This window comes from Paractinoplanes ovalisporus (genome assembly GCF_016834655.1).
Lineage (GTDB): Bacteria > Actinomycetota > Actinomycetes > Mycobacteriales > Micromonosporaceae > Actinoplanes > Actinoplanes ovalisporus.
The window spans coordinates 391,558-406,680 of sequence record NZ_JAENHP010000005.1 but is presented as its reverse complement, the minus strand read 5'-3'; the positions used below and the strand labels follow the sequence as shown (position 1 = coordinate 406,680).

The following is a 15,123-nucleotide window of genomic DNA, read 5'->3' as shown; positions in this document are numbered from 1 at the left end:
AACCGCCGGGCCCAGCCTCGCCGACCGGGTGTGAAGAGGCTGTGAGCAGAAGGCTACCGAAGTGGCCACATGGCGACCGAGGCGTCGATCAGCCGGCAGATCAGCAGACCGGCCGTGGTCTGGCAGCTGTTCGACACGTCGTCGACCGTGCCGAGCACCCGGACCGAGAGCGTGTCCGGGTCGAGAAGGCCGTAGTGCACGAGGTATTCGCCCCGGACGTCGAGTTTGGCGTAGAAGCTCCCGTTCGCGGCCGGCGCCAGGAACTCCCACCCGCCGAAGTTGCCCAGGGCCTGTCCCGTGGCCGGGTCGATCACCCACAGGCCGGGGTCGTCCACACCGCGCTCGGCCCGGGTGGCCAGCAGACGCCCGCCCACCGGTTCGGCGTACGCCCAATCGGGGTTCTCCCACAGCTCCCGCCCGGTGTCCGGGTCGATCGCGGTGAGCCCGCGCTGCTGCCGGAACGTGCAGATCAGCTGCCCGCAGGCGGCCTGCATCCAGCTGCCGGAGAGGTCGGCGTCCGTGTGCCACAGCGGAGTCAGGCCGGGCAGCTGATAGGCGGCGAAACCGGGTGCGCCGTCGTCGGCCATGACCAGGTCGTCGACCGGCCAGATGAGCCCGTTGGCGCGGCCGGGGCGCGGTGGCAGCGTCCGGGCGGCCAGCAACGCGCCGGTGTGCGGGTCGTGGCTCTCCAGCCGTCCCGAGTCGGTGAGCAGCACCAGCCAGCGTGGATAGTCGGCGTCCCAACCGGTCTCGGCGATGTAGCCGTCGGTGGGCCGGACCAGCCGCCACCGGGCCTTGCCGCTGCTGAGGTCGATGCCGGTCACGGCGGTGTCGGTGCCCAGCAGCACCAGCCCGTCGGCCTCCGAGACGGCGATCAGGCGCGACGTGCTGCGCCAGCGGGTCCGGTCGGTCCCCTCCTCGACCGCGACCGTGGCCCAGGTGCCGCTCGCGTCGACCTGGTAGGACACCACGACCGTGTCGCCGGCCAGGACCACCTGGTTGATGCCGCCCGAGACGGTGACCGTGGTGGTGCTGAGCAGGCGGGCGCTCGGCAGGGCGAAGCTGCGCACGACCCGGTGGCTGATCTGGGAAACGAGCGTGGCCGAGCCGCTGACCAGCATCATCCGGTCGCCGGCGAGGAACATCGTGTCGCCCAGCCGGGCCGGGACGACGGTCGGCCGGTCGAGCTGGGGAATCGGGGCGGCGCCGGCCGGCACGGCCAGCAGCACGATCGACAGCAGCGTCATCAGCGCCCGGCGGGGCATCAGCCGGTCCGTCCCTAAGGCGGCGGCGGGTGTCTCGCGGGGCACCTCGCCGAGTTCGATGACTCCGTTCGCCACGGCGCACCCCCGCTCATTGTGCGCCGAACGGGCGGTGTGAGGTAGATCAGGCCCGATAGGCCCAGATTCGCAGACCACCGTCGGTTCGGCAGACCACGTGACGCGCGTCGGAGGTGCAGTCGCTGACCGGGCCCCCGGTCACGCCGAGGGGCTGAATCGTGTCGCGGTCGGGCACCACCACGCCGAACGCGCTCGCCCCGGCGTCGAGGCTGCGCCGCAGCACGATCGGCTGGCCGGCCTCCCCCACCACCTCGGCCCGCCAGCCGGTCAGGTCGACCCGGGTGACGCCGGTGCCGGGGTCGACGAGCCGCACGGGCAGGCCTGACTCGATGCCCACCTCGACCACGTACCCGCCGTACTTGGTCAGGTCGACGTCGGTGGGGGCGCGCCAGCGGACCTCGCCCGAACCCGGGTCGAGCACGTCGAGGGCCTGACGGCCGCCTGAGCAGTGCATGCCGGTGCAGTTCGCCGGGTCGAGCATCATCTCGGGGACCGGCCGCGACCACCGCCGCTGCAGAGTGGCGGTGGAATAGGCCACCTCCTCCGAGACGACGCCGCGGTGGCCGTAGTAGACCATCATCAGCCCGTCGACCATCTCGCCGCTGGCCGGCGCCCGTCCCTTGTCCCGGCTCAGCGGGGTGGAGCGCACCACCCGGCCGGTCTCGCCGTCGATGCGGCTCAGCCGGTCGGAGGAGAGCAGCAGCGCGGCCGGCTCGTCGCCCGGCGGCACGGTCAGGTTCACCGAACCGGCCACGGTCAGGGTCCACCGCACCCGCCCGTTGCTCAGGTCGACGCCGCGCACGTGGGTGCGCAGCGGCGGCTCGGTGTGCGGTTCGCCGGTGGCCGAGAAATAGAGCATCCCGGGTTCGCCCGAGGCCTGGTCATAGACGGTGTCCGCGCGGAAGTCGTGCTCCTGGACGACGCCGACCCGGCCGCCCGGCAGCGGGGTGACGGCGACCGGTGAGCTCCAGCGGATCCGGCCGGTCCCGGCGTCGACGACCGTCGTGTCCGGCCCGTCGGCGAAGATCACCACGTCACCGGCCTGTTCGGCGTCGACCGTGCCCCAGCTGATCTCGTCGGGGCCGGAGAGCCGGGCCGGAAAGGTGACGGTCCACAGCTTGCGGGGCGACCCGGTCAGGTCCCAGGCGGTGGTGACGCGTTCCGTGCCCGCGGCCGCCACCGTGTAGACCCGCCCGCCGGTGAGCTGGAACGGCGCCTCGGGGCCGCCGGGTGCGGGCACGGCGCCCAGATAGCGCCAGAGCACCGGCAGGACGGGGGCGGCGCCTCCGGCGGCGAGCACCAGCACGAAGACCACCAGCAGGCCGGGAACGCGGTAGCGGTGGGCGGGCGGCGGAGGGGTGAGCGTCTGGTCGGGCTGGGCGGTCAGGTCCAGCTCGATCAACGCCAACGGTCTACCCCTTCTGGCCGTACGCCCAGACCACGAGCTGGCCGTACATCGAGCGGCACACCAGGCGCCCGGTCGCGGCCTGGCAGTCACCCGTGCCGGCCGGCAGCGTGCCCAGCAGCCTCGGTTGCGTCTCGCCCGGCTGGGCGACGGCGACCATCGTACGGCCTCCGGGTTCGCTCGCCCGCGTGACCAGCAGCTCGTCTTCGGTGGCCGTTCCGCTGATCGGGCGCCATCCGGTGAGGTCGACCTGCAGCTCGCCGGTGTCGGGGTCGATCAGCCCGAGAGGCCGGGTGTTCTCGGCCGAGCCGTAGGCGACGAACTTCGTGCCGAACTGCTGGATGCCCCGCCAGCCCGGCCTCGCCCAGACCACGTCGCCGGTGGTGGGCTCGATCGCGCGCATCCCGTCGGGCCCGGTCAGGCAGGCCAGGATCCCACAGACCTCGATTTCGTACGCCCCGTCGGCCGGCGCCGACCACAGGTTGCGCAGCGTCTGCGGGTCGTACGCGGAGAACTCCATGTTCGGCCGTCCCGGGTGCCGCAGCAGGATCGTCCCGCCGACCACCACCGGGTTGGACGGGTCGTAGTCGGCAGCCGGCACGCTCCCGGTCACCAGCCGCTCGCCGGTCACCAGGTCGTGCACGGCCATCGTGCGGTCGTCGTGCACGAGCAGCATGCGGGTGCCCTCGTCGCCCACCCCGGGCAGGGCGGCCAGCACGGCGCTGGACGGCACGTTGACGGTCCAGAGGGTGCGTCCGGTCGCCGGGTCGATCGCGTCGACCGGTCCCTGCACCCGCCGGTTGGCGCCGCCGAAGCTGCGGACGGGCGAGACCGAGAGCAGCGTCGGCGACCCGGCCAGGGTCATCACGTTGCCCGAGCGGTTCCAGCGGGAGGCGCCGTCGTCGAGCGAGACCGCCGTCGTGCCCGGGTCGCGTGAACCGACCGTCCACGGCCGCATCAGGATCAGGCCCGACCCGAGGCGCAGCCGGAAGGCCGGGGCGGTCGGCCCGGCCTCCCACTGCGTCTCGCCGTCGCGCAGGTCGTACGCGCTGAGCGAGCCGAACGTCTGGGCCAGCAGGCGGCCGTCGTCGGTCAGCGCGTACGCGTCGGCCGGGCCGACCTGCAGGCTGAACACCTCGGTGAAGGCCGGCTTTCCGGGTGCGGCCGCGGCCCCGGCCGTGAACATGACGAGGACCGCGAGAACGGCGGCCGGGAACCAGCCCGGGAAGGTCGAGCGTTGCGGCGAATCGTACGAATCAGGTTCTCCTCGTTCCAGACCCAAATCGATGATCACCGTGGTGCCCTGAACCGTCATGCTCCAAAAATAACGAGCAGATAACGGAAGTGCCCCTTCCCCGTCCGGTTCAGGGGCTTATCACCGTTTTTCCGCGCCGCCCGTCATGCCTTGGGCTGAAGCTCCGGCTGCTGGTCGAGCTTCGCGACCCACTCGGTGACGTCGCGGGCCACGTCCTGTGCGGTCAGGCCGAGCGAGGTCAGGATCTCGGCCCGCGTGCCGTGCGGGTGGAAGCCGGTCGGGACGCCGAAGTCGCGCAGCGGCACCTCGACCCCCGCGTCACGCAGGGCGGCCGCCACCGCGTCACCGACGCCACCGGTGCGCACGCCGTCCTCCAGCGTGACCACGAGACGGTGCTGGGCGGCCAGGCCGCTCAGTTCGATCGGGACCGGGCGCACCCAGCGCGGGTCGGCCACGGTGACGCCGAAGCCCTGCTCGGCCAGCCGCTCGGCCACCTCGAGGCCGAGGCCGGCGAACGAGCCGACCGCGACCAGCAGCACGTCCTTGCGGTCGTCCTCGCGCAGCACGTCGATCTGCCCGACCCGGCGTACGGCCGGCAGCGCGGCCGGGACCGCGCCGGTCGGGAAGCGCACGACGGTCGGGCCGTCGTCGACGGCGATCGCCTCGCGCAGCTCCTCGCGCAGGGTCGCCTCGTCGCGCGGGGCGGCGATGCGCAGGCCGGGCACGACGCCGAAGACGCTCATGTCCCAGATGCCGTAGTGGCTCGGGCCGTCGGGACCGGTGACACCGGCCCGGTCGAGCACGAAGGTGACCGGCAGCTCGTGCATCGCTACGTCGAGCAGCACCTGGTCGAACGCGCGGTTGAGGAACGTGGCGTAGACGGCCACCACCGGGTGCAGGCCGCCCATCGCCAGGCCGGCCGCGCTGGTCGCGGCGTGCTGCTCGGCGATGCCCACGTCGTACGCGCGCTCGGGGTACTTCTTGGCCAACGCGGCGATGCCGGTCGGCTCGGCCATGGCCGCGGTGATGCCGACCACGTCGGGCCGCTCGTCGGCGATCTTGACCAGCTCGTCGGCGAAGACGTTGGTCCACTTCAGCTTGGCCGGGGCCAGCAGCTTGCCGGTCTCGGCGTCGAACGCGCCGCCCGGGCCGTGCAGGCAGTCGGCCTCGTCCTGCTCGGCCGGGCGGTAGCCGTAGCCCTTGCGGGTGACCGAGTGCACGATGACCGGCGCGTTGAAGCCCTTGGCCCGCCGCAGCGCCGACTCCATGGCCTGGTGGTCGTGACCGTCGACCGGCCCGATGTATTTGATGCCGAGGTCTTCGAACATGGGCTGCGGGCTGACCGCGTCCTTGATGCCGCGCTTGACCGCGTGCAGCACCTCGTAGACCGGCTTGCCCACCACCGGGGTCGAGCCCAGCGCGTCCTTCACCAGGTCGAGCACCTTCTCGTAACCAGGGTTGAGCCGCAGCGTGGAGAGGTGGTCGGCCAGACCGCCGATCGTCGGCGCGTAGGACCGGCCGTTGTCGTTGACGACGATGACCAGGCGGTTCTTGGCGGCGGCGATGTTGTTGAGCGCCTCCCAGCACATGCCACCGGTGAGCGCGCCGTCGCCGACCACGGCCACCACGTGACGGTCCTCACCGCGCAGCGCGAACGCCTTGGACATGCCGTCGGCGTAGGACAGGGCGGTCGAGGCGTGCGAGTTCTCGATGAAGTCGTGCTCGCTCTCGGCCCGGCTCGGATAACCGGTGAGGCCGCCGCGCTGACGGAGCAGGTCGAAGCCGTCCTGCCGGCCGGTGACGATCTTGTGGACGTACGCCTGGTGGCCGGTGTCGAACAGGATCCGGTCGCGGGGCGAGTCGAAGACGCGGTGCAGGGCCAGGGTGGTCTCGACGACGCCCAGGTTGGGGCCGAGGTGACCGCCGGTGCGCGACACCTTGGCGACCAGGAAGTCACGAATCTCCGCCGCCAGGAGGGTCAGCTGCTCACTGCTGAGGCGCTTGAGGTCACCCGGCTCGGTGATGGTCGCCAGAATGCCGTCCGGGGCGGGGAGGGATTCGCTCATGGGGGCAAAGTCTATCGGCGTGTCGCGACCCCGCATCCCAGCCGTTGGGCTCTCCGCGGGTCCTACACACAACCGACGCATCCTCGTGACCTGCGCTCGGACGTGATCTACCACACGGTAACAACCCGGTCGCGGGCCCGCGGAGCGCGTCGGGCATCCTGGTAGGGACGCGACTGGCGGCACCGGGGATGGATCGACCATCGGGAAGCCTGTCACGGGGTTGCCGACCGCCTGGGCCCCCGTGCGACAAGGAGGTCGCATGTCCGCACGTCTTCTTCCCGGCAAGCCCGTAGCCGAGGCCGTCCTGGCCGACGTCGCCGAGCGCGCCGCCAAGCTCACCGCCCAGGGCGTCACGCCCAGCCTGGCCACCGTCCTCGTCGGTGACGACGACGCCAGCGCCGGCTACATCCGCATCAAGCAGCGGCAGGCGGCCGAGCTCGGCTTCGACTCGCCGCACCGGCACCTCTCGGGCGACATCACCCAGGAACACCTGCTGGCCGTGATCGCCGAGCTGAACGCCGACACCAGCGTGCACGGCGTGCTCATCCAATACCCGATCCCGGCCCACCTCGACTACGACGCGGCCCTGATGACGCTCGACCCCGACAAGGACGTCGACGGCATGCACCCGCTCAACATGGGCCGGCTCGCGGTCGGCCTGCCCGGCCCGCTGCCCTGCACCCCGGCCGGCATCGAGGCGCTGCTCGCGCACTACGAGATCCCGGTCGCCGGCCGCGAGGTCGTCATCCTCGGCCGCGGCGCGACCCTGGGCCGCCCGCTGGCCATGCTGCTGGCCCAGAAGCGGCCGACCGCCAACGCCGCCGTCACCGTGGTGCACACCGGCGTGCCCGACTGGGAGCGTTACACCAAGCGGGCCGAGATCCTGATCGCCGCCGCCGGCGTGCCCGGCATCATCCAGCCCGGACACGTGCGCCCGGGGGCGACGGTGGTCGGCGCCGGTGTCCGCTACGAGGGCAAGCGCCTGCTGCCCGACGTGGCCGAGGAGTGCGCCGAGGTCGCCGGGGCCATCACCCCGCGCGTGGGCGGGGTGGGCCCGACGACCGTCGCGATGCTGTTCCGCAACGCGATCACCGCCGCCGAGAAGGCGGTCGCTACAGCAGGGTGACCTTGCCGGTGTCGAGGTCGTAGCGGGCGCCGGCCACGCCCATGCGGCCGGCTTCGACCTTCTCCCGGATGATCCTGCTCTGCGCGAGAAGCGCCGCGACCTGGGCCCGCACGTTGGCCCGGACGCCGTTCTCGACCGGGTCGCCGGGCCGGTCGAGAACCGGCTCGACGATCGGGGTCAGCGCCTCGACGATGGCGGCGATGTGGCCGGGCGCCTCGCCGCCGTCGCGCAGGATGTCGACCGTGGCCGAGATCGCGCCGCAGCGCTCGTGGCCGAGCACCAGCAGCAGCGGCGGCTCGAAGTGCTCGGCGGCGTATTCGATGCTGCCCAGCAGCAGGTCGTCGACGATGTTGCCGGCCACCCGGTTGTCGAAGATGTCACCGAGACCCTGGTCGAAGAGAATTTCCGACGGTACGCGGGAGTCGGCGCAGCCCAGCGTGATGACGAACGGGTCCTGGGCCGCGGCCAGCCGGTGGATCGCGGCCACGTTCTGGTGCGGGTGACGGGTGGTGCCGTGGACGAACCGGCGGTTGCCCCGCAGCAGCTCGGCGATCGCCTCGTCGGCAGTGGCGGGCGGGGGCGGCTCCTGGGACCGGGCGGCCCCGGCGGCGGTGGGTGCGATCGTCGCGCCCAGTGCGGTGGCACCGGCGGCGGCGAGCAGGGAACGACGTCCGATGGACATGGATCTTCTCCGATCTTTCAAAGCGATCGGAGTCTATTGAGACAGGTTCCAGGATTCTGTCAGGGTTCCAACAGCGCGACGCACTCCACGTGCTGGGTCATCGGGAAGCAGTCGAAGGCGCGCAGTTCACTCAGCCGCCAGCCCAGCTCGCGGAAGGTGGCCACGTCCCGGGCGAGCGACGCCGGATCGCAGGCCACGTACGCCACCGCGCGGGGCCCGGCCGCCACGACCGAACGCACCACCTTGGCCCCGGCGCCGGCCCGGGGCGGGTCGAGCACCACGAGGTCGACCGGGCCGGTGATCCGCCGACGGGACAGCGCCGCGTCGACCCGGGCCTCGACCACCTCGGCGTCCACGTTCTCCCGGGCGGCGGCCACCCCGATCGCCGAGGACTCGACCACCGTCGTACGGGCGTGGGTGTGCCCGGCCAGGGCGGCGGCGAAGAGCCCGGCGCCCCCGTAGAGGTCCCAGGCGGTCTCGCCCTCGGCCGGGCGCAGCATCTCGACCACGGCCGCCGCCAGGGTCTCGGCCGCGGCCGGGTGCACCTGCCAGAAACCCTCGGGCGGCACCCGCCAACTGCGGCCGGCCGCCTCCTCGGTCACCTCGGCCGGGCCGGAGAGACGCACGCGACCGCCCCCGCCGAGCGTCGTGCCCTCGGCCGGGTCGTCCGGCGGAAGCATGCCACCGCCGCTGCCCGAGGGCCGGGCCAGCACAGCCACGTCGCCCCCGGTGGTCGCGACCGCCTCCAGCGCGTCGGCGTCCGGCCATTCGAGCTTCAGCAGGTCGAGGCCCTGGATGGCGGGGTGGGCGATCCGGCAGCGGTCGATCGCGACCACCTCGTGCGAACGGTGCTTGAGCAGCCCGGCCCGTCCGGCGGCGTCGACCGCGTACCGCACGCGGCTGCGCCAGCCCTCCAGACCACCGGGCAGTTCCTCCACCCGTACGTCGTAGGAAAGCCCGGCCAGACGCCGAAGCTGTTCCTCGACGACGGCGCCCTTCCACCGCCGCTGCGCCTCGCCCGACGCGTGCTGCAGGTCACAGCCGCCGCAGCCACCCGGATGGGCGAACGGGCAAGGCGGCTCGACCCGGTCGGGCGACGCCTCATGGATCTCCACCGCGTCGCCCCGGAGGAAGCCCTTGTGGATCTCGGTGATCTCGACGGTGACCCGCTCGCCCGGCAGCGCGTGCCGGACGAAGACCACCTGGCCGTGCTCCCCGCCGATCCGCGCGACGCAGTGCCCGCCGTGCGCGGGGGCACCCACGGTCACCTCGACGCGTTCGTTCTCTTCCCAGGCCGGGTTCGGGGTCACGTCCGGGTCTCCGTGTTCTCGCTCGCGGGCGGCTCGGCCGGCGGCCGCACACGCGGGCCGCGGGCGGGCACCCGGGTCAGGCTCTGGTCGAACCGGTCGAGGTTGCGGTCCTGGCTGGACCGCAGCTGCCAGGGCACGCTGGTGACCATCACGCCCGGCTCGAACAGCAGCCGGCCCTTGATCCGCAGCGCGCTCTGGTTGTGCAGCAGGTTCTCCCACCAACGACCGACCACATATTCCGGAACGAAGACCGTGACGACGTCGCGCGGGGACCCCCGCCGTACGCCCTTGACGAAGTCGATGATCGGGCCGGTGATCTCCCGGTAGGGCGAGTCGACCACGGTCAGCGGCACCGGGATCTGCCGGCGCTCCCACTCCTCCTGGATCGCCCGGGTGTCCTTGTCGTCCACGTTGACCGTGACCGCGGTGAGCGTGTCGGGCCGGGTCGCCTGGGCGTACGCGACCGCGCGCAGCGTCGGCATGTGCACCTTGCTGACCAGCACGATCGCGTGGTTGCGGGAGGGCAGCACGGGCCGCTCGTCGGTGGGCTGCAGCTCCTGCGAGACCCGCGTGTAGTGCTTGCGGATGGCCAGCATGAGCCCGTAGATGACGACCATGGCGGCGATCGCGATCCACGCCCCGAGCAGGAACTTGGTGATCAGCACGATGATCAGCACGGCGCCGGTGAGCCCCATGCCGAACGCGTTGATCGCGCGCGAGCGGATCATCCGTCGTCGTCGTTCGGGGTCGCGCTGGGTGCGCAGCAGGCGGTTCCAGTGCCGGATCATGCCGCCCTGCGACAGCGTGAACGACACGAACACGCCCACGATGTAGAGCTGGATCAGCCGCGTCGTCTCGGCCTGGAACGCCACCACCAGCACCATGGCGGCGATGGCGAGGAAGATGATGCCGTTGCTGAAGGCCAGCCGGTCGCCCCGGGTGTGCAGCTGGCGGGGCAGATAGCGGTCCTGGGCCAGGATCGAGCCGAGCACCGGGAAGCCGTTGAAGGCGGTGTTGGCGGCCAGGAACAGGATCAGGGCGGTGACCGCGCCGACCAGGTAGAGCAGGACCGAACCCGGCCCGAAGATCGTCTCGGCCAACTGGGCGGTGACGGTCTTCTGCACGTAGTTGGCCGGGCCCGACACGATCTGCAGGGTGGGGTCCTCGACGTACTGCAGCTTGGTCGCCCGGGCCAGCAGCACGATGCCGACCAGCATGATGATCGACAGACCGCCCAGCAGCATCAGCGTGGTCGCCGCGTTCCGGCTCTTGGGCGGCTTGAAGGCGGGCACGCCGTTCGAGATGGCCTCGACGCCGGTCAGCGCGGCACAGCCCGACGAGAAGGTCCGCAGCAGCAGATAGGCGAACCCGAAGCTGGTGAGGTGGTCCTCCTCGGCCGTGATGACCAGCCCCGCGCTCGGCGCCAGCAGGTCGTCGCCGAGCACGAACACCCGGAACAGACCGGTCAGGATCATGCCGACGATCACGATGATGAAGGCGTACGTCGGTACGGCGAACGCGGTGCCCGACTCGCGCAGCCCGCGCAGGTTGAGCGCGGTCAGCAGGGCGATGGCACCGATCGCGAAGGCCACCTTGTGCTCGGCGACGAACGGGACCACCGAGCCCAGGTTGTTGACGCCGGCCGAGGTCGAGACGGCCACGGTGAGGATGTAGTCGACCAGCAGCGCGCTGCCCACGCCCAGACCGGCCCGCGGGCCCAGGTTGACCGTCGCCACCTCGTAGTCGCCGCCGCCGGACGGGTAGGCGTGCACGTTCTGGCGGTAGCTGGCGACCACGGTGACCATCACGACCGCGACGGCCAGGGTGATCCAGGGGGAGATCCAGAAGGCGCCGGCGCCGGCGATCGAGAGCGTCAGCAGGATCTCGTCCGGCGCGTAGGCCACGCTCGACAACGCGTCGCTGGCGAACACGGGCAGCGCGATCCGCTTGGGCAACAGCGTGTGCTGCAGCTTGTCGGAGCGGAACGGCCGGCCCAGCAGCAGGCGTTTCGCGAGGGAGGTCGTACTGGCCACGAGTGCAAAGCGTACGGCCGCGGTTCCAGCCCTGTACCCCGCCCCGGCCACCGCTTCTGGCGGGGGCATGGCAATCTCTCACTCAGTAGCACCCATGCGGGAGGACGCGACACGTGCACGTGGTGATCATGGGGTGCGGCCGGCTCGGCTCGACGCTGGCCGCCAACCTCGAGCAGCGCGGTCACTCGGTGGCCGTCATCGACCAGAACGCGGACGCTTTCCGCAGGCTGGGCTCGGATTTCGGCGGCACCACGGTGACCGGCGTCGGCTTCGACCGCGACGTCATGCGGTCGGCCGGCATCGAGCGGGCGGACGCGTTCGCGGCCGTCTCCAGCGGCGACAACTCCAACATCATCTCGGCTCGTCTCGCCCGCGAGACGTTCGGCGTGGCCCGGGTCGTGGCCCGCATCTACGACGCCAAGCGGGCCCAGGTCTACGAGCGGCTGGGCATCCCGACCGTCGCCACGATCCGCTGGGCCGCCGACCGGATGGTGCGTCATCTCGTGCCCGAGGGCACGGTCGAGGTGTTCCGCGACCCGACCAGCGTGGTCTCGATCGTCGAGGCCCCGTTGCACCGCGACTGGGTCGGCCGCACCATCAGGTCACTGGAGGAGCGCTCGGGCGCCCGGGTGGCCTATCTGATGCGCTTCGGCATGGGCACGCTGGGCACCCCGTCCACCGTGCTCCAGGACGGCGACCAGGTGTTCATGCTGGTCACCGACGAGACGGTGGGCGCCGTGCTCGACATCGCCTCCGGGCCCGACAGGGAAGGGCACTGACCATGCGGATCGCCATCGCCGGGGCCGGCAACGTGGGCCGGTCCATCGCGCAGGAGCTGATCGGCAACGGGCACCGGGTCATGCTGATCGAGCGCCAGCCCCGCCAGCTGCGGCCCGAGCGGGTGCCCGAGGCCGAGTGGGTGCTGGCCGACGCGTGCGAGCTGAGCAGCCTCGAGGAGGCCGACGTGGCCGGCTGCGACGTCGTGGTGGCCGCCACCGGCGACGACAAGGCCAACCTGGTGGTGTCGCTGCTGGCCAAGACCGAGTTCGCCGTGCCCCGCGTGGTGGCCCGGGTCAACCGCGCCGAGAACGAGTGGCTGTTCACCGAGCAGTGGGGCGTCGACGTCTCGGTGAGCAAGCCCCGCCTGATGGCCGCGCTGGTCGAAGAGGCGGTGACGGTCGGAGACCTCGTACGGCTCATGACCTTCCGCCAGGGCGAGGCGAACCTGGTCGAGATCACCCTGCCCCACAACGCCCCGTACGAGGGTCAGCCCGTGCGCGACGTGCCGCTGCCCCGCGACTCGGCGCTGGTGGCGATCCTGCGCGGCAAGCGGGTCATGGTGCCGACCGCCGACGACCCGCTCGAGGCCGGCGACGAGCTGATCTTCGTCTGCACCGCCGAGGTGGAGGACCAGATCCGCGCGGTCGTCCTGGGCATCGACGGCCGGGAGTTGGGCTAGGCCGCGGCTTCGGCGGCCTTCTGCTCGCTGGTCACGCGGTGGATGGCCCAGGCGGTGAAGGCGAACGTGGCGGCGTAGATCGGCCAGCTGATCAGGATGCGCACGATGCCGAGCGCGTTCGCCTCGCCGGCGGCCCACAGGTAGTACTGGATGCCGGCGCGCACGCTCAGCGACGCCACCCAGACCAGGGTGAGCCACTGGAACGTCCGGAAGAGCCGCGCGTTGCCGAACCAGTTCTGCTGGCCCTTGTTGGCCATCACGCCCCACACGTAGCCGATGATCGGTTTACGCACGAAGACGGAGATCAGCAGGGCCGCGGCCTGGCCGAACGTGAGCAGGATGCCGGGCAGGTAGAAATCCTCGGCGTTGCCCGAGCGATAGGCCAGGAAGGCGCCCACCGCGATGCCGAACAGGCCGTTCACCGCGTGCCGGACGGGCTCCTTGCGGGCCAGCCGGAAGACACCGATGGCCAGCGCCGAGAACACCGCCCCGCCGATCGCCCAATAGAGCGCCGTACGCTTCTCGAGCCCGACCACGGAGTCGCCGAGAACCACGTTGAGGATCACGAAGGCGAACACCGGCAGGCTCGACTCGATCAGCCCGCGCACTCCGCCCAGCTGCTCGGAGATCTGCTCGCTCATGGACGGGAACGGTTCTTCGTCCTCGTCCTTCTTGTCCTTCGCGTCCTCGACCGTGTGGAGGTCGAGTTCCTCGACGACCTCCTCGGCGAGCCGTTCCTCCACGGTTTCGTGCGCGGCGTGACGCGGCTCGCTGCCGGGTGTCACCGGGGCGCCTCCAGCTCGTAGTACGGGTTGTAGATCACCTTACGGTCGTCCCGGATCGCGATACGGCCCCGCGCCGTGAGCTGACGCCCCGGTTCGATGCCGACGATCGACCGCCGGCCCAGGAAGACCAGGGTCACGACGTCGCTGCCGTCCCACAGGTCGGCCTCGAGCGTCGGCAGGTTCGTGCGGGGAGTGTATGCCACCGTGCGCAGACGACCGGAGACCGAGACGACCTGACCCCGGGTGCACTGCCCGGCCGGAACCGCCCCGCACTTGGCGCTCTCACGCTGGAGATCCCGCGCGTCGAGCTCGGAATCGGTGGCGGTCAACCGGTCGAAGAACCGGCGCAGGCCGGTGCGCTCGTCGGTGGTCATGACCTCTCCTAGCCCCCGCCGGGATGAACGGCACGGCCGCGTTCGCCGTGCCGTTCCTAGAGGGTACGCCCTGGGTGACCGCGGTCACGAGGTGCTAGGCGGGACCGGCGCCGTTGGTCTGCGCGGCCTGCTCCTGCTCGGCCTGCTCGGTCATCTCCTTGGGCAGCCGCAGCGGCAGCGCCTCGCGCACCGGCCGCGCCTCGGCGTCGCGGACGACCACCAGACCGGTCAGCACCTCGCCGAGCCGGCCCTCGCGGGACGGGTCGGCCGCCGCCGCACCCTGGAACAGCGCCCGCACCATCCAGCGCGGGCCGTCGACGCCCACGAACCGCACGTCGGCCGGGCCCTCCGGGGTGTTGACCCGGGCCGCCAATTCGATCCCGTACGGGCCGTCGAGCTCGCGGGGCGGCACGCCGTCGGACTTCATGGCGTTGGCGATCTCTTCGCGCACCTCGTCCCAGATGCCCTCGGAACGGGGGGCCGCGAACACGCCCAGCTGGAGCGCGCTCTCGCCGTCGACCAGCACGATCTGCTCGACCGCGCCGTCGGGGTTGGCCTGCACCCGCACCTCGACGCCGTCGACGGCCGGGATCAGGAGGCTGCCGAGGTCGAGCCGCTGCACGTCGTCCGGCGCGTGCGCCGAGTCCCAGGGCCCGCGGTCGGGCGGCGGCGGCTCGTCACCCGCGGCCAAGCTCTGCTTCAGGGCCTCCGAGGGCGGCGCGTCGGTCGCACGCACGTGCTTGGGGCCGCCGCGCTTACGCGAGAACATCAGTGACACCTTCCGTTTCAGACTTGCTGCGTGGGCAGCGCGCTGTGCCCGCCGGTCGACCCGTGCCCGCCGGCGCCACGAGCGGTGTCGTCGAGCTCGTCGACCACATGGAACGAGGCCCGCTCGACCCGCTGGACCACCAACTGGGCGATGCGATCGCCCCGGGAGATCTTGACGGTGTTCTCCGGGTCATGGTTCACCAGAATCACCAGAATCTCGCCGCGGTAACCGGCGTCGACCGTACCCGGCGCGTTCAGCACGGTCACGCCCAGGCGGGCGGCCAGACCCGATCGCGGATGCACCAGCCCGACGTACCCCTCGGGGATGGCCACCGCGATGCCCGTACGCACCTTGGCGCGGTGCCCCGGCGCCAGCTCGGCCTCCTCGGCGGCGACCAGGTCAGCGCCGGCGTCACCCGGGTGGGCGTAGGCCGGCAGCGGCAGGTCCTTCTCGAGCAGGCGGATCGGGATGACTACGTCGGTCAAGGCTCAGAATCCTCACTGGTGCGGCGGCGGGCGG

The 15,123-nt window shown here is 71.8% G+C and carries 14 protein-coding genes and 1 riboswitch; of the genes, 3 read left to right on the top strand and 11 right to left on the bottom strand.

The genetic code is table 11. The annotated features are described in order from the left end of the window. Window positions 1-53: 53 nt before the first annotated feature. The 4 genes from JIG36_RS19765 to dxs all read right to left on the bottom strand — a co-directional run bounded on the left by JIG36_RS19765 (window position 54) and on the right by dxs (window position 6,066). A complete protein-coding gene (locus tag JIG36_RS19765; RefSeq protein WP_203377791.1) occupies window positions 54-1,340 on the bottom strand; it encodes an outer membrane protein assembly factor BamB family protein in 1,287 nt (428 codons plus the stop codon). Between the two features lie 46 nt (window positions 1,341-1,386). After that, on the bottom strand, window positions 1,387-2,748 hold the full coding sequence (locus JIG36_RS19760; RefSeq protein ID WP_203377790.1) for a PQQ-binding-like beta-propeller repeat protein: 1,362 nt from the start codon (window positions 2,746-2,748) through the stop codon (window positions 1,387-1,389). 4 nt (window positions 2,749-2,752) lie between these two features. Then, the gene (locus JIG36_RS19755) at window positions 2,753-4,060 is read right to left on the bottom strand and encodes an outer membrane protein assembly factor BamB family protein (RefSeq protein ID WP_203377789.1); all 1,308 of its coding nucleotides are present in this window, start codon (window positions 4,058-4,060) and stop codon (window positions 2,753-2,755) included. Window positions 4,061-4,143: 83 nt separating this feature from the next. Further along, window positions 4,144-6,066, bottom strand: a complete 1,923-nt coding sequence (dxs, locus tag JIG36_RS19750; protein WP_203377788.1) for a 1-deoxy-D-xylulose-5-phosphate synthase — start codon at window positions 6,064-6,066, stop codon at window positions 4,144-4,146. Between the two features lie 159 nt (window positions 6,067-6,225). After that, window positions 6,226-6,310, top strand: a riboswitch (ZMP/ZTP riboswitch). A gap of 15 nt (window positions 6,311-6,325) precedes the next feature. Here dxs and JIG36_RS19745 point away from each other — a divergent pair. Further along, window positions 6,326-7,192, top strand: coding sequence for a bifunctional 5,10-methylenetetrahydrofolate dehydrogenase/5,10-methenyltetrahydrofolate cyclohydrolase (locus JIG36_RS19745; protein WP_203377787.1), 867 nt, complete (start codon window positions 6,326-6,328; stop codon window positions 7,190-7,192). Here the strand turns inward: JIG36_RS19745 and JIG36_RS19740 are convergent. From JIG36_RS19740 to JIG36_RS19730, 3 genes are read right to left on the bottom strand one after another with little or no spacing between them, the layout of a single operon-like run. Further along, entirely contained in the window at window positions 7,179-7,874 is a 696-nt protein-coding gene (locus JIG36_RS19740) for a carbonic anhydrase (protein WP_203377786.1), read from the bottom strand. The two genes, JIG36_RS19745 and JIG36_RS19740, sit on opposite strands and share 14 nt — an antisense overlap. Window positions 7,875-7,933: 59 nt before the next feature. Continuing rightward, complete coding sequence (locus JIG36_RS19735) at window positions 7,934-9,184, bottom strand: class I SAM-dependent RNA methyltransferase (RefSeq protein WP_203377785.1); 1,251 nt, start codon at window positions 9,182-9,184, stop codon at window positions 7,934-7,936. Continuing rightward, window positions 9,181-11,217 (bottom strand): APC family permease, encoded by a 2,037-nt coding sequence (locus tag JIG36_RS19730; protein WP_307872799.1) that lies wholly within the window; start codon window positions 11,215-11,217, stop codon window positions 9,181-9,183. Before JIG36_RS19730 ends, JIG36_RS19735 begins: the two co-directional genes overlap by 4 nt. A 113-nt stretch (window positions 11,218-11,330) precedes the next feature. Between JIG36_RS19730 and JIG36_RS19725 the strand changes: the two genes are divergently transcribed. Together JIG36_RS19725 and JIG36_RS19720 are read left to right on the top strand one after the other, a co-directional pair. Continuing rightward, window positions 11,331-11,996 (top strand): potassium channel family protein, encoded by a 666-nt coding sequence (locus JIG36_RS19725; protein WP_203377783.1) that lies wholly within the window; start codon window positions 11,331-11,333, stop codon window positions 11,994-11,996. Continuing rightward, window positions 11,993-12,676 (top strand): potassium channel family protein, encoded by a 684-nt coding sequence (locus JIG36_RS19720; protein WP_203377883.1) that lies wholly within the window; start codon window positions 11,993-11,995, stop codon window positions 12,674-12,676. Before JIG36_RS19725 ends, JIG36_RS19720 begins: the two co-directional genes overlap by 4 nt. Here JIG36_RS19720 and JIG36_RS19715 read toward each other — a convergent pair. The 4 genes from JIG36_RS19715 to dut form a co-directional block, all read right to left on the bottom strand. Continuing rightward, window positions 12,673-13,461, bottom strand: a complete 789-nt coding sequence (locus JIG36_RS19715; protein ID WP_203377782.1) for a DUF3159 domain-containing protein — start codon at window positions 13,459-13,461, stop codon at window positions 12,673-12,675. The genes JIG36_RS19720 and JIG36_RS19715 overlap by 4 nt on opposite strands. After that, window positions 13,458-13,835 carry an OB-fold nucleic acid binding domain-containing protein gene (locus JIG36_RS19710; RefSeq protein WP_203377781.1) on the bottom strand — a complete coding sequence of 126 codons (378 nt, stop codon included), beginning with the start codon at window positions 13,833-13,835 and terminating at the stop codon, window positions 13,458-13,460. The genes JIG36_RS19715 and JIG36_RS19710 overlap by 4 nt, the downstream gene beginning before the upstream one ends. A 94-nt stretch (window positions 13,836-13,929) precedes the next feature. Then, entirely contained in the window at window positions 13,930-14,604 is a 675-nt protein-coding gene (locus JIG36_RS19705; RefSeq protein ID WP_203377780.1) for a DUF3710 domain-containing protein, read from the bottom strand. A 17-nt stretch (window positions 14,605-14,621) separates the two neighbouring features. Next, a complete protein-coding gene (gene dut, locus JIG36_RS19700; RefSeq protein ID WP_203377779.1) occupies window positions 14,622-15,089 on the bottom strand; it encodes a dUTP diphosphatase in 468 nt (155 codons plus the stop codon). Between the last annotated feature and the right edge of the window lie 34 nt (window positions 15,090-15,123).

Excerpts from the sequence above, each read along its gene's own strand:
- JIG36_RS19710 (WP_203377781.1), bottom strand. The coding sequence starts at position 13,835 with ATGACCACCGACGAGCGCACCGGCCTGCGCCGGTTCTTCGACCGGTTG.
- dxs (WP_203377788.1), bottom strand. The coding sequence starts at position 6,066 with ATGAGCGAATCCCTCCCCGCCCCGGACGGCATTCTGGCGACCATCACC.
- JIG36_RS19745 (WP_203377787.1), top strand. The coding sequence starts at position 6,326 with ATGTCCGCACGTCTTCTTCCCGGCAAGCCCGTAGCCGAGGCCGTCCTG.
- JIG36_RS19740 (WP_203377786.1), bottom strand. The coding sequence starts at position 7,874 with ATGTCCATCGGACGTCGTTCCCTGCTCGCCGCCGCCGGTGCCACCGCA.
- JIG36_RS19705 (WP_203377780.1), bottom strand. The coding sequence starts at position 14,604 with ATGTTCTCGCGTAAGCGCGGCGGCCCCAAGCACGTGCGTGCGACCGAC.
- JIG36_RS19755 (WP_203377789.1), bottom strand. The coding sequence starts at position 4,060 with ATGACGGTTCAGGGCACCACGGTGATCATCGATTTGGGTCTGGAACGA.